At 70.3% G+C, this 13,056-nt stretch carries 14 protein-coding genes; all 14 read right to left on the minus strand.

Features of this window, described 5'->3' with window-relative positions:
• Positions 1-6: 6 nt before the first annotated feature.
• On the minus strand, positions 7-555 hold the full coding sequence (locus tag OEY_RS0126315; protein WP_010596719.1) for a hypothetical protein: 549 nt from the start codon (positions 553-555) through the stop codon (positions 7-9).
• A 14-nt stretch (positions 556-569) separates the two neighbouring features.
• A complete protein-coding gene (locus tag OEY_RS0126320; RefSeq protein ID WP_010596720.1) occupies positions 570-2,201 on the minus strand; it encodes a M23 family metallopeptidase in 1,632 nt (543 codons plus the stop codon).
• Positions 2,198-2,512, minus strand: coding sequence for a hypothetical protein (locus OEY_RS0126325; protein WP_010596721.1), 315 nt, complete (start codon positions 2,510-2,512; stop codon positions 2,198-2,200). Before OEY_RS0126325 ends, OEY_RS0126320 begins: the two co-directional genes overlap by 4 nt.
• On the minus strand, positions 2,509-4,269 hold the full coding sequence (locus OEY_RS0126330; RefSeq protein ID WP_010596722.1) for an ATP-binding protein: 1,761 nt from the start codon (positions 4,267-4,269) through the stop codon (positions 2,509-2,511). Before OEY_RS0126330 ends, OEY_RS0126325 begins: the two co-directional genes overlap by 4 nt.
• Positions 4,270-4,288: 19 nt before the next feature.
• A complete protein-coding gene (locus OEY_RS0126335; protein WP_010596723.1) occupies positions 4,289-5,794 on the minus strand; it encodes an SCO6880 family protein in 1,506 nt (501 codons plus the stop codon).
• Positions 5,791-7,374: a hypothetical protein gene (locus tag OEY_RS0126340; RefSeq protein ID WP_010596724.1), complete on the minus strand. Its 1,584-nt coding sequence runs from the start codon at positions 7,372-7,374 to the stop codon at positions 5,791-5,793. The genes OEY_RS0126335 and OEY_RS0126340 overlap by 4 nt, the downstream gene beginning before the upstream one ends.
• Positions 7,365-8,207 (minus strand): hypothetical protein, encoded by an 843-nt coding sequence (locus OEY_RS0126345; protein WP_010596725.1) that lies wholly within the window; start codon positions 8,205-8,207, stop codon positions 7,365-7,367. The genes OEY_RS0126340 and OEY_RS0126345 overlap by 10 nt, the downstream gene beginning before the upstream one ends.
• A complete protein-coding gene (locus OEY_RS0126350; protein WP_051009426.1) occupies positions 8,204-8,812 on the minus strand; it encodes a hypothetical protein in 609 nt (202 codons plus the stop codon). The genes OEY_RS0126345 and OEY_RS0126350 overlap by 4 nt, the downstream gene beginning before the upstream one ends.
• Positions 8,809-9,180, minus strand: a complete 372-nt coding sequence (locus tag OEY_RS0126355) for a hypothetical protein (protein ID WP_010596727.1) — start codon at positions 9,178-9,180, stop codon at positions 8,809-8,811. Before OEY_RS0126355 ends, OEY_RS0126350 begins: the two co-directional genes overlap by 4 nt.
• Before the next feature lie 13 nt (positions 9,181-9,193).
• The gene (locus tag OEY_RS0126360) at positions 9,194-9,487 is read right to left on the minus strand and encodes a hypothetical protein (protein WP_010596728.1); all 294 of its coding nucleotides are present in this window, start codon (positions 9,485-9,487) and stop codon (positions 9,194-9,196) included.
• Between the two features lie 28 nt (positions 9,488-9,515).
• Positions 9,516-10,088, minus strand: coding sequence for a DUF6668 family protein (locus OEY_RS0126365; protein ID WP_010596729.1), 573 nt, complete (start codon positions 10,086-10,088; stop codon positions 9,516-9,518).
• On the minus strand, positions 10,085-10,858 hold the full coding sequence (locus OEY_RS0126370; RefSeq protein WP_010596730.1) for a hypothetical protein: 774 nt from the start codon (positions 10,856-10,858) through the stop codon (positions 10,085-10,087). Before OEY_RS0126370 ends, OEY_RS0126365 begins: the two co-directional genes overlap by 4 nt.
• On the minus strand, positions 10,855-11,934 hold the full coding sequence (locus tag OEY_RS0126375; protein ID WP_010596731.1) for a hypothetical protein: 1,080 nt from the start codon (positions 11,932-11,934) through the stop codon (positions 10,855-10,857). The genes OEY_RS0126370 and OEY_RS0126375 overlap by 4 nt, the downstream gene beginning before the upstream one ends.
• Positions 11,935-12,037: 103 nt before the next feature.
• The coding region (locus OEY_RS0126380; RefSeq protein ID WP_010596732.1) for a hypothetical protein at positions 12,038-13,056 on the minus strand (1,019 nt) is incomplete at its 5' end.

Genomic DNA, 13,056 nt, shown 5'->3' on the forward strand with positions numbered 1-13,056 from the left:
CCTCTTCTACTGCTGGTATCGGTAGCCGGTCAGTCGCCACCCGTCGTCGGTGCGGACGGTGGTGGTGCGCCAGGTCTGGGGTGTCAGGCGGGTGCTGCGCCCGCTCGCGTGCAGCACCGTCTGGGTGCAGGTCACGTCGATGACGAGGGTGCGCATCCCGGCCGGTGCGGCCGGGGTCGACTCGGCCCGCACACAGGTCGCGGCCACCGCGTCCTTCGACGCCGCCCACTGCTGCCAGTCCGCATCCGGGCGCACCTCGGCACGGGTGCCGGATTCGGCGACGGCGAGCAGGTCCCCGCCGAGATACGCCTTCGCCCGGAGCAGCGCGTCGGCCTTGCTCTCATCGATCGCGGGCTGCCAGGACAGGATCATCCCCATGGCGGTGATCGCGGTCTGGTCGGCGCCCGTCTGCTGGGGCGAGAGCGACTCGATCACCTGGTGGTCGTCGCTGCCCTCATGCACGTGCTGGCCGTCGGGGGTGTCGCTGCCACAGCCCGCCAACGCGACGGCGGCCGCGGTGCACACCGCCGCGACGGTGATGCGTGTGATCCTCACGGGCGTACCTCTTTTCACTGGTTGCTCATCGCCCGGTACTGCGGTTCGGCGGCGATGATCGTGTCGGCGTAGGGGCGGGTCTGGACCACGTAGTCGGTGTGCCCGGTCGGGAAGCCCCCGGAGGCCAGGACCGCGCCTTCGCCGGCGTTGTAGCCGGCCAGGTACAGCTCGGTGCGCCCGTTGGGGGCGGAGACCACCCCGTCTGCGATTGCGCCGTCGATGGTGGCGGCGATGGTGCACATGTAGTGGCCCTGGGCCATGACCGCATCGCCGATGCTGTTGGGATCGACCGTCCCGTCGCCGTCGTAGTCCTGGCCGTAGCTGGCCCACGTGCCGGGCATGAATTGCGCCGGTCCCCTCGCCCCGGTCACCGACACCGGAGCCGAATCCCCGTGGCGGAAGCCGTTCTCGGCGGCGAGCTGCGCGGCGAGCAACGAGGGTGTGATCTGCGGGCAGATCGACCCGGCCCGCTCGAGCCACACCGCGAACTCGTCCGGCACCGTGCCGTCGGCGAGCCGGTCGCCGACGCCGTCGCCGGAGATGAGGCAGTCCGCCGCCGCGGCGGTGGCGTTGCCGCTGCCACCGGGCAGCGCTCCCCACGACACCAACCTCTCGTCGGTGCCCTGACCCCGGACGCTGATGTGCACGTGGTCGACGTGGTTCTGGGTTTGCGAGCCGCGGTCCTCCATCAGGCTCGGGGCCCCGCCGACGGGATAGTAGGTCTGCCGCCAGAGCACGTACTCGACGCCGAAGAACTCCGCATTGGCCAGCACGTAATCGGTGATCTCGTCCCCGAGCGCCACCCCCTCGCCGGAGCGGTAGTGCGGGATCATCACATCCACAGCCCGACCCTCGGTGTGATCGGTCGCGTAACCACCGTCGGCACGCCACCCGCCGAGGCCCGCGATCCGGTCGCCGAACGTCAGGTGCATCGCCCGAGCGAGTTTCTTCGCATCTACCTGCAGGCCCTGCTCGGAGCCGGCCGACGGCGGCAACGGCTGCGCCAAGTTCCCCTGGGACGGGGCCGGCGGCACCGAGGTGGTCGGCCCGGCCGAGGACTGTCCCGGGGCGGGGGCGGCTTCGTAGTACGGCAGCGGATCCACCGCTTCGGTGCCCCAGCCGCCGGGCCAGAGTTCCCAGTGCAGGTGCGGGCCGGTCGACTGGCCCCGGTTGCCGAGGGTGGCGATCTGCTGCCCGGCGCGGACCTGCTCACCGACGGCGACGGTGTAGGTGTCGATGTGCCCGTACACGGTGGACACCAGCTGCCCACCCTGCACGTGGTCGAGGACCACCCACTGCCCGAACCCGCTGGCGGGGCCGGCATGGCGCACCACCGCGTCGGCCGAGGCGTAGATGGGGGTGCCGACGGCGCCGGCCAGGTCGATGCCCTGATGCTGGGTCCCCCACCGCTCACCGAACCTGGAGGTGAGGGTGACGGCGGAGGGATCGACCGGTTTGAGGAACGAGCCGGTCGGTGCGAGCCGGTCCCCCGACCCCACACCCGAACCGGGGCCGAGGCAGGTCGTGCCGTTCTCGCGGTCTTGTTCGTCCTGGATCCCCATCACCAGCACGAGGAGCAGGAAGAACGGAATGAGCGTAAGCGCCAGGATCAGCGCGATCAGCCCGGTGCCCCCCTTGTCGGTCACCGCAGACTCAGACCCTCGATCACGACCCCGTGCTTGCGCGCCAACGCCCGGTTCAGCTCCTGCGCCAACGCCAGCTCCGCCTCCAGCGCGGCGACATCGCGTTCGGTGCGGCGGGGGCGACGGCCGGAGCGGTTGACCCAGCCCCGCACCGTCGTCTCGGCCACATCCAGCTGCGCCGCGGCGGCACGCGTGGCGGCGGTGAAGCTGTCCCCGGCCTGCATGCGCTGAAGGACCGTCTCGATCGCGGCCTCGCGGGTGAGCTCGTCGACCAGGGTGTACCGGCGAGTGCCGGGACGGCCACGCCGGCTCATGCTGCGAACTCCGTGCCCCGGTCTTCGTCGGCGGCCCGCAGACGGGCATCGGTGTCGTGAATCCCGGAGTCCTTCTCCGCCTGGGGCACCCACACCTTGAACGGGGTGCCGGGTGTCGCGCCTTCGCCGAGCTTGAGCAGGAAATGCCCGACACCGGCCGCGGTGCGCGTGCTGTCCGCCACGCCGGGATCACCGTCAGCCGAGGCCAGCGCCTTGCGGCGGGCTTGGCGCAGTGTCTTCTTCTCCTCCACCGAGTTGGTGGTGTCGTTGGCCCAGCCGGTGACCATCGCGCGTTCGGCCTGCGAGAACGTCATGAACTTACCGAGGCGGTCGAGTTCGGCTTCGGGGACCGGGCCGATGATCCGGGCGCGGGAGCGTTCGATCATGCCCAGCGCGCCGACCTTCTCGAAGTCCGCCAACGAGTGGGTGACCAGCGTCAGCGCCACACCCATCGACCGCTGCAACCGCTGCACCGCATCCAACCGGGCCACCGCCGAGCTGCCGGTCTGGATCACCTGCCACACCTCGTCCAAGATGATGTGCGCCGCGATCGACTTCGCGCCGGGCACCTGGTTGTCGGCCAGGATGTGCGCCGCCTCCACCGCCGCGAACGCCTCGTTCCACCCCGCCAGCAGCACCGCAGCCCGCATCAACTCGTCCCCCGGCGGCACCGAGGACATGTCCAAATCGACCATCGGCTTGGTGATATCGATCCGCACGGTGCTGTGCCGGTTGAAGGTCTCTCCGAACCGGCCCTTGACCAACGCGCGCAGCGAGCGCAACAGCGGTTTGATCTGACCGCGGTATTCCTCGGCGGTGTCGGCCACCGCATCGTCCCTCAGCTCGTCCGGGCCGGAGGCGATCAGCGTCAGCAGGTCCTCGATCCGGGCCGCATGATTGTTGTCGAACGTCGAGCCCGGGGCGTAGAGCAGCCGGATCGCCGAGGCCAGCAGGGTTTCCTCGAAGTCCTGCAGCGGGCCGCGGCGGACGATCTCGAGCAGCGCGCAGATCATGTTGAGCTGGCGGGCGTGCAGCGCGAACTCGGCCTTTTCCCGCTCCAGGGAACCGGCGGGCAGCTGCTCGATCGCGTCGCCGATCGGGCCGCGGCCCAGCGGGTTGATCGCGCCGGTGCCGTAGCCGACCTCGCTGACCTGCCCGCCCACCTGCTCGGCGAGCACCCGCAGGTCCGGCTTGACGTCACCGGGCACGAGCACGAGCGTGCCGCGGGCAATGTCCCCGAGGGCGATGCGGCGCAGCAGGGTCGATTTGCCGAAGCCGTTGAGGGCGCAGATGAAACACGACGGGGCGGTGATCGCCTTCATCTTCCAGGCGTAGAGCGGATCGAAACCCACGGCGGCTCCGGTGGTCAGATGCCGGCCGAGCGGGGTGCCCAGCAGCGGGGCCTTCGCCCCGACGATCCACGGGTAGATCCCGGCGACCTGCACACTCGTGCCGCGGTATTCGACCGGGGGCATCACCGTGGACATCCGGCCCCCGCCGGCCCCGTCGAACCCGCGGGCGTCGAGATCGGCGACCTGGCGGTCGAAGCCGTCGGTGTTGATTCGGGTCAACCGCTCCACCGTCGCCCGGCGACTGTACTGGCGGGTGACCAGGCTTTTCTTCCATGCCTTCGTGAGTCCGGTTGCGGTGGCGGCCTGCTCTTCGAGGCGGGAGAGCTCGTCGTCCGACAGCAGAGTCTTGGCGATCTTCTCCGCTGTGAGCAGCCGCGACGATCTCGTGGCGTTGCGTGCACTCATGCCTATAGCCCTTTGCGTGTCAGTTGCTGAGGAAGCTGGGAATGGTGGTGTGGTCGGGGGCGATGACCCCGACACCGAGGCAGGCCGCGAACGCGGCGGCCTGCCAGCACCAGGAGCGGCGGATCGTCAGCCGGCTCTGGCGCGAGAGGTCTTCGACCAGGGCGTCGATCTTCGGCACATCGGCGCTGCCGGCCGGTTCGGTGACGGTGATGAGCACCCCGAAGCGCACCATGCCCGCACCGCGGGCCTGCTCCATCCGGGCTTGCGCGGTCGCGGCGACCTCGATCTGCGACTTCGCCGAGGCGATCGAGCCGTTCTTGAGGGAGCCGCCGTGGGCTTCGGCCATCGCGTTGCGGTAGTCGCGGTCGGCGATGTCGGTGGCATCGCCGGCCGAATGCGGCCGGTAGAGCACCGACACCCGCTTGAGCGGCACCGCGTCGTTCGGCGCCAGCAACCTTTGCAGCACCCGTTCGGTGACCGCGCCCTTGGGGGCTTCGCGCATCTCCCAGGTCACCGACACCGCGCCGTCGTGGACGTATTTGCCGCCGTCCGGGCTTTCGAGTGCGGTGCGCGGGCCGCAGTCCTCCCAGCTCAAGCCGGTGCCGTCGCCGGAGTGCAGGCCGGCTTCGACATCGACGAGCGAGGCCGGATCGTAGGAGCGGCGCACGAACGCCATGACCTCGTCGGCATCCATCGGTGAGCACGGCACACCGGCCCGTGCCGCCGACGCCGTCAGGGCGGGCAGCCGGCGGCCGAGCTCGACGGCCTGCTCGGAGGGGTCCTGTTTGCGTTCGGTGGTCTTGGCCTCGAAGGTGATCGCAATGCGGGCTGCCAGGCGGATGCCGCCCGTGGTCAGCCCGGTGGCGAGCTGGTAGGCCGCGTCGCGGGCCAGCTGCGGGGCGTCGGCGCGGGTGTTCTGGTGGACCGTCTCGTAGAGCTCGATGCCGGTCTCGGGCAGGGTTTCGACGGTGGTGACCACCGCGAGGATGTCCGAGGTCTCCCCCGCCGCGGACAGGAACTGTGCCCAGTTGCCGACGTAGTGATCGATCACGTCCTGATCGACGGCCTCGGCGCCCTGCGGGTAGGCGTCGAAGACGACCGTGTAGGCACCCTGGCTGGGCATGTGGATCATCCCGAAGGTGCGCCCGTCGGAGTCGATGCCCTCGTACAGCTCGGTGTCGGCGAGCACCCCGGGCAGCCGGTACGCCCGCCCCGGGACGCGGGAGAACGTGCCCGAGGCGTAGGTGTGCTCACCGCGACGGCGGCCGCGCCAGAACTGGAATCGCATCAGTGCCCTTTCGTAACCGGAACGCCCGTCACGGGAGATGACCAGGGGGATGAAGCAGGCGATCATCGGGACCGCCAGCAGCACGGTGACCTTCAGGCCGAAGAACAGGCCCGTGATGATGACCAGGGCCGCAGCGGCGATCGCGGCGATCGAGGTGCCGAAAGTGGCCCCGAGAATGCCGGTCTCCCGAGGCCGGCGCCAGTTGCCGTAGGTGTTGTAGGTCTTCTCCTCGCTCACTGCTCGAAGCCCCCTCGGTGGAACTGCCGACCGGCACCGGACGCCACCGCGGCCGCGGCCGCCGCATCACCGGAGGACCCGCCGCCGGGAGTGCCGGAGGTGTTGCCGCCGGGCTGACCATTCCCTCCGCCGCTGGGGGTGCCCTGCTGGTTGCCCTGCGGAGCCGCGCCGGCACCGCCACCGGAGGGGGTGCCCTGCTGGTTGCCGGCCGGTCCCCCGCCTGCCGTACCGAAACCGGACGGTGCGCCGCCGGTCTGGGCGCCGCTGGGCGGGTTGCCCATGCTCGTCGACGTCGACGACGTGGTCGCCGCTCCGGACGCTGCGCCACTGGCACCGCCGGTGGCGATCATGCCGCCGACCTTCGCGCCGACCGCCGCCGCACCGGCCGCGGCCGCCATGCCGCTGCCGCCGCCACCGAGGGCGCCGACGTTCGGCACGATCAGCCGCATCAGCGCCGGGAGCACCAGGGCCGCGGCGCACAAGGTGATGACCCCGGACAGGGCCATGAACCCGTCCCCGTTCTCGGGGTCGGTGATGGTCGGGGTGGCCTCGAGGAACAGGATCGCCGAGACCCCGATCACGAACGCCCCGACCGGCTTGACCAGCAAGAACGCGATCGTCCAGGCCAGCATCTTCTCGAATGCCTGGCTGCCGACCTTCGTGCCCCCGGCCGCACCCGCGATGGGCAGTGCCGCCGCCATGAGCACCAGGATGCCGGTGCGCAGCAGCATCAAAAACGCCATCATCAAACCGCCGAGCATCCCGATGAGGCCGATCAAGAACAGCAAACCGACACCGGCCGGACCCGCATAGAGCTGGATCGTCACCATCGCTTCGGCCAGGCGGGACGGATCGGAGCCGACCGCACTGCCGATGAACCACGCCGACACCTGATCGGCCAGACGGGTGCCGAGCACGATCATCGTCGTTGCTCCCCCGGCGAGCACCACAGCGCGGGCCAGTTGTTTCAGGCCCTCTTCCGAGGTGTCGCGGATCGCCCCCGAGCGGGCCAGCGCCAGACGCCCGCCGAGCAGGATCAGCGACAACGACAAGGCGGCGACCTGGATGTAGAAGGTGTAGTCGTTGACCGTGGCCACGGTCCTCTGGAAGGTGTCCCCGTCCATCTCGGTGCCGGTGATCCACCACCCGAGAGCGAACTTCAACACCGCCACACCGGCATTGCCGATCCACAGCGCAGTCTTTTCGACCGCGCCGGCAGCGGCGTCATTGATGCCGTCCTCGATCGCGCCCGTTCCGGCATCGACGACGTTGCCAGCTGCGTCCAAGCAGTCGGGAACGTCTGAATCGGTGAACATATCCACGGCTCCGCTGATGGCAGCCCCAAGAGGGTTGGCACAGGTCGCACCCCCGAGACCGGTTTCGAGCCAGTCGAATCCCGAGTCCTCGTCGGTCTGTTCCTCGACCTCGGTGCTGTCGATGCTGCCGCCGGACGAGTCCCCGGACGGAGCGGTGTCCTGCGCGTATGCCGCACCCGCTGCGCCGATACCGACGACCGCAACGGCGCAGATCACAGCGAGCAGCCGAAGAATGCCGGTGAGCAGGCTGCGGTTCACCACCACTGCTGCCACCCTTCGGACGACATGGGCTCGAACTCGCCACCCAAGGCGGGCGAATCCAGTTGGACAACCCATCCGGTGCCCTCGCGCCACACCACCGGGATCTTCGACACCCTGATCTCGGTGGCCCCGCTCGGCCGCTCGACGGTGGCGCCGAACTTCACCAGAGTCAGATCCGGATGGAAAGTCACGTTGACCATCGGCATCGCCCCAGTCGGCGTGTTGTCGGGAAGCTTCACTGTCGACAACTGACCGGTCGGGTCCGACACCCGGCCTGCTTCGGTGAGCATCTTGACCCGGTTGTCGCCGGCAGCGAGGTACCCGAAGTAGTGGGCCGCGGCGAGCGCCGCTCCCTGCGGGGTGCGCGCGAACCCGGTGGCCACACCGCTGTCGGTGAATCCGGTGGGGCCGTCGGAGGTCGAGAACGGAAGATCCATGTTGCCGTGGATGCGCTGGAGCATCACCCCACTCGGTGCCTGCTCTGCGGGCCGGTTCCCGGTGGCGAGGGCGTCGGACAGGATCACCCCGTGGGGGTCGAGCGGCACGTAGATGACGCGGTGGAGCTTGTCGAAGACGGGTTCCGGCATGAACTGGAGGTCTTCGAGTCGGGCGGTAGCCCCGTTGTCAGTGGTCGGGTCGAGCGAGACCAGCGGTTCGGCATCGTCACCGCGGAAGAGCATCACGATGCTCAGCACGAGACCGACGACGACAATGACGGCCACCGCCGCCAACCCGATGGTGAGTTTCGTTGCTGCCGAGGCGCGCTCGTTCTCGGCGCCCTCGAGTGAGGAAGTGTTCGTGTCCCCGGTCTGGCCGGTGGTGTTCTGCTCGGTCACTTGCGGGTCTCCTCGAGGTCGACCAGCTCCGACGGCAGCGCGTCGAGGGCGGTGATGGTGGCGGTGTCGTTGCTGGGCAGGTTCAGTCGCCAGTCGTCGTCGATCCACACCACCTGGGTGGTCGCGGAGGCGAGCGAGTTGTCGGAGAACCGCTGGATGACGTCGACGGTGGCGGCGGTGTCGCTGTAGTCGGCGAGGGTGTAGCCGACGATGGTCGGCACCGTCTCGGGGTCGGTGCCCGACATCTCCACCAGGGCGCGGTGGGCGGCGTACAGGTCGCGGCCTTCGCCGGGGGCGGCCACCCCGGCCAGGATCGTCGGCCAGGTGCGGTCGGAGGCGGTGGCCAGCTGCACCGACTGGGTGATCGCCGCCAGGGCCGCGCCCTGCGGGGTGTGGCTGAACCCGGCGAAGGGCTCCCACTCGCCGCCTCGCGGTCCGTCGGTGGTGCCGATCGGAACCTCGATGCCACCGACGGTGACCCACCGAGCGATCTGCGGCGGGTCGGTCAGCGACACCGCGGTCTCGGTCGTCTCCGATCCCCCGCAGCTCACAGCCACCAGCGCCACCGCGACCACCACGGCCCGCGCCCACCGACGCCTCCTCATTCGTTCTCCTCGTTGTCGGGTTGCTGCTGTTGCTGGAGCTGTTCGAGCTGGTCGATGACGGTCGGGGAATGGCCGCCTCCGAGCTGTTGGGCTTGGGGCCCCTGTGCGGTGGCCAGCAGGATCGTGGCGAGGGTGGCGGCCACGCCGCCGGCGAGGAGCGCGCCGATGTTCGCCGCGACGAACTCGGCCGCGGTGGGGGATTCGAGGCCGGCGCCGTGCTTGTGGTCCCACGCCAGGCGTGCGCCGACGAAGATCACCTTGGCCACACACAGGAGGAAGACGATCCCGGCCGCGTAGCCCAGAAGCGTCTGGAACCCTTCGAGGACGTCGGGGGGTGGGCTGACCACGCCCTGTGCGGACACCTGCATCGCTCGCCCTGCCTTATGCCGCGCTGGTGACGGCGCTGAGGATCTGGTTGGCGGAGATGGCGACGATCGCCCCGACCAGCGATCCGACGAGCATCTTCGGTGAGTCCCCCGAGCCGTGCTGCCACTTCTCCCACGCGAACTTCCCGCCCGAGAAGATCAGGGCCGCCACGCACGCGAGCGTCACGCCCCACAGCAGCCAGTTCAGCAGCTTGAGCAGGCCGTTCGCGCCCGGCGGCACCTCCGGGTTGATGTCGAAATTCACGGCGCCTTGCGCGAGAATCGCGGTGTCCACGACTGTCTGGAACATGCACATGTCCTTTGCTCGAAGGTGCTGGCTACTGCCCCGACCACACGGTCGGCAGGGCGGATTGGATTGCCGTGACGATGCCGACGCCGGCAGCGATCACGTCCTCGGGAACTGCGATCACGGCTCCCTTGGTGTGAATGGGCACGCCGTCGAAGGCGCGCCAGGTGGGCAGGCTCGACCGGGCCGCCGAGGCCAGGAAGCGATGCCAACCGATCACCCAGTGCGCCGGCACCGCACCAGTGACGATCGAGCGCAGCTGACGCACCTCCTTCGGGGGCTGACCGGGCGCGTTCGCGACGGTGACCAGGCCGAGCAGCTCACACGCCAGATTCCGGTTGCGGTGCTCGAGGATCAGATCGTGGGCGCTGGACAGGCCCTGGATGGTTTCGCGGCAGACCACCACCACATACGGCGATTCGGTCTCCCGGGCGTCCCCGCACGGCCACTGGTGATTCGCGTCGCCTGCGAAGTCCCAGTACTGGGCGAGGGTGGAGACCCCGGCCCCGCCGTGCGCGCCGAGCAGCCACACCGCCGGTCCGGGCGCAGCCACCGGATACGGATCGACCCTCACCTCGACGCTGATGCGTTCGCGGGTGCTCATGCCAGCTCCCCCGCCCCGGCCTGGTGATCGGTGTCGTGGCGGCCGGCCTCGATGCGGCCCAACGTGTCGAGCACGTCGGTCCAGGCGTCGATCGAGGCGACCGACAGGCGGCGGTGATCGACGGTGCCCGGCCGCGCCAAGGTCACATCGAAGGTCACTTCGACGAAGCCGGCGACCCGTGGGGCCAGGTGCTCCCGGATCGGTGCCAGATCCACCAGGCGGTGCGGCATCTGGTGCGAGACCGACACCACCGTGCGCGCCAGCACGCCGCGCCCGTAGGTGCCGATGAGCCATTCGAGACCGACACGCATCCGGGCCAGCGGTTCCGAGCGGGCCGGGGCGACGATCACGATCGCGGCCCCGGCCTCGAGCAACGGGGCCAGACGCCGTGAGCGCAACGCTGTTCCGACGTCGTGGATGCGGGCGAGATGCCGGTCGGCGAGCAGGCTGTCCACCAGCACTGTGTCCGTGGCGTCGCCGTGACCGACGACGACGGCCCCGGCGCTGCTGACGGCCATGCGCGAGCCGAGCTGGCGGATCGCCCGGGCCGGGTCGATCGGTTCGACGCCGACCCGGTCGAGCAGGTTGCCGCCGCCGAAGGTGCCGTCGATCGCGGCGACGTCGGCGCCCAGGCCCAGGCGCAGGGCGGTGGCCAGGCCGAAACAGGTCGTGGTCGCGCCCGCTCCCCCGGAGCCGGCCACCACGATGGCCGAGAGATGTTCGGGCTGCTCGATTGTCGGGCTACGACGAAAAGCAACAACGTTGTTCATCGGTTCTCCACGTTCGCGATCGTCAACCCGCCGTCGGCGGGCAGGGTGGTGATCCACTGCTTGTGGATGCCTTCGTCTCCCACGGGCGGGAACTTCAGCAGCACATCGACCGACCAGCGGTTCGGGTCCTCGGTCGGCAGCACGCTCACGCAGTGCTCGGTCCCGACCGGAACGGCGTCGATGAACGACTGAATATCGGTGCCCGGCAGGACCATCAGGTCCGCGACGGCCTTGCCGTCCCGCTCGACGTAGTAGGCGTACTCGAACGCCTGGATCACCGCAGGGCCGGAATCGCGGCCACCGGGACCGTTGCCGACGACCCGACCCGGCTCGGTGACCGGGGCGCACCACGCCGGGGCCGCCACCGCCTCGGTCGTGGTGGGGGCGGCCGACGACGAGGCCACTGCGGTGACCGGCGGCAGCGGCGGTGTCTCCGGCTCGTCGGTTCCCCCGCTCATCACGGTCACCACCACCGCGGAAACCGCTGCCAGGGCAGCCACACCGCCACCGACGAACATCCAGGTCCGGGACCGGTCCGAGCCCGTCGTGGCGGCCGCGGGGGTGCTGTCGGTGACCGGCAGGGCGGCGGCCTGCTCGACGACCTCGGGCGCGGCCGGGGCGCGGCGAGGAGCACGGCTGCGACCGATCGCGGACTTGAGTCCCCCACGGGTACGGTCTGAAATCACCAGTGGACCCCGCGGAATGTGGGCGCGGAACCACTCCGGGGCCGCAGCATACGGATCCTCTGCTGAGGCCGGATCGTCGTGGTGAGCAGCGGGATCGGCGTAGCCGGTTGCCGCGGGAGCATCGTGGTCGGCGGAAATGTAAGGGTCCTGGGCCGCAGCAGGTGCGGCCAGGATCGCGGTATCGGCCTCGACGATCGGTTCGAGGTCGGTCTGGATGACCGCATCATCGTCGGCACCGGACGAATCGGGGACGGAGGCAGCATCGACCAGCTCGAGCTCCGCCGCCTCGACCGTGGCGCTGTCGATGGTCTCCTCGGGGATCGGGAAGTACACCGATCCGGTGTCGGTGTCGTCGGTCGGAGTCGGCTCCGGCCCGTACCGCTCGGTCACGTCCGGGAAGAGTTGTCCTCGATTGCCGGTCGACAATGTGTCCTCCGTCGTCGGGTGGTGGGGGCGGAGCTACCCGCCCCCACCGGCGAGATGGTCGGGCAGGTCAGGCCGGGTTGATGCCGTCCGCGGCCGCGGACGAGATCATCTCGGCGGCAGTGCCGAGCGAACCGTCGAAGAACATGGTCAGCACGGTGTCCGCTCCCGCGACGACACCGTCGCCACCGGGCTGGACCTTCACCCACTCACGGACCTGCGAATCGACCTGCGGAGCTGCGGTCACGACGCTGCGCACGGCGTCGGCCGCGGCCTGCCCGACCGGACCGGAGGACTGCCACTGCTCGACCGTGGCGTCGGCCCGCTCGGTGAGCGCCTCCTGGTGCACATCCGGCAACTCGACCTCGATGGGCTGGCCCTCGTCGTCACCGGCACCGAACGCGGTCCCGGCCGCCAGACCGGCCGCGCCACCGACCACCGCGCCGGGGACCGCGCCGACCGCAGCGCCGATCGCTGCGCCCGCCGCGGTCCCGGCCACCCCGGTGGTCACCGCGGGCAGCACCGGAATCGGCAGCGGCACCACACCCCCGGCCGCAGCCCCGGCGATACCGCCGAGGGTGCCGCCGATCAGCGCGCCGGGAACCGCCCCGGCCGCAGCACCCGCTGCGGCACCGGCCACCGTCGCACCGATCTGCGCAGCAGCGACCCGATCGGCGCGGCCGGCATCGACACCGACCGACTTGTAGAACGTGGCCACCTCGGAGCGGATCAGACCGGCGGTGTTGTTGGTGCGTTCGCGGTCGTCGTCGGTGACCCAGTTCGGCTGGTTGACGTGGATATCGCCGATCATGATCTTCTCGGGCGGAGCGAGGTAGATCGGCTCCGGGGTGACCGGCTGCGGCGCCCGCAGCGTCATCGGGTCGATCGGCGGCGGGGCGGACTGCCGCTCGTAACGGTTGGTGTCGTAGTTGTAGTCCGGCAGCGGCGCGTACTGACGCTGCTGCGCGGGAGGCGGGGTCCAGTAGATCTGCTTGGCCGGAGGAGCCGGGGCCGGCTTCGGGGCGCTGGTGGTGCCGCCCTGGGTGGACGGGGCCGGGGGGGTCACCCCGCCCTGCGCGGGCAGCTCGA

The organism is Rhodococcus sp. P14, from assembly GCF_000256505.1.
Classification (GTDB): Bacteria; Actinomycetota; Actinomycetes; order Mycobacteriales; family Mycobacteriaceae; genus Rhodococcus; species Rhodococcus ruber.

Bases quoted from the DNA above. Each gene is read 5' to 3' on its own strand.
- OEY_RS0126325 (WP_010596721.1), bottom strand. From the start codon at position 2,512: ATGAGCCGGCGTGGCCGTCCCGGCACTCGCCGGTACACCCTGGTCGAC.
- OEY_RS0126330 (WP_010596722.1), bottom strand. From the start codon at position 4,269: ATGAGTGCACGCAACGCCACGAGATCGTCGCGGCTGCTCACAGCGGAG.
- OEY_RS0126370 (WP_010596730.1), bottom strand. From the start codon at position 10,858: ATGAACAACGTTGTTGCTTTTCGTCGTAGCCCGACAATCGAGCAGCCC.
- OEY_RS0126360 (WP_010596728.1), bottom strand. From the start codon at position 9,487: ATGTTCCAGACAGTCGTGGACACCGCGATTCTCGCGCAAGGCGCCGTG.
- OEY_RS0126355 (WP_010596727.1), bottom strand. From the start codon at position 9,180: ATGCAGGTGTCCGCACAGGGCGTGGTCAGCCCACCCCCCGACGTCCTC.
- OEY_RS0126365 (WP_010596729.1), bottom strand. From the start codon at position 10,088: ATGAGCACCCGCGAACGCATCAGCGTCGAGGTGAGGGTCGATCCGTAT.
- OEY_RS0126350 (WP_051009426.1), bottom strand. From the start codon at position 8,812: ATGAGGAGGCGTCGGTGGGCGCGGGCCGTGGTGGTCGCGGTGGCGCTG.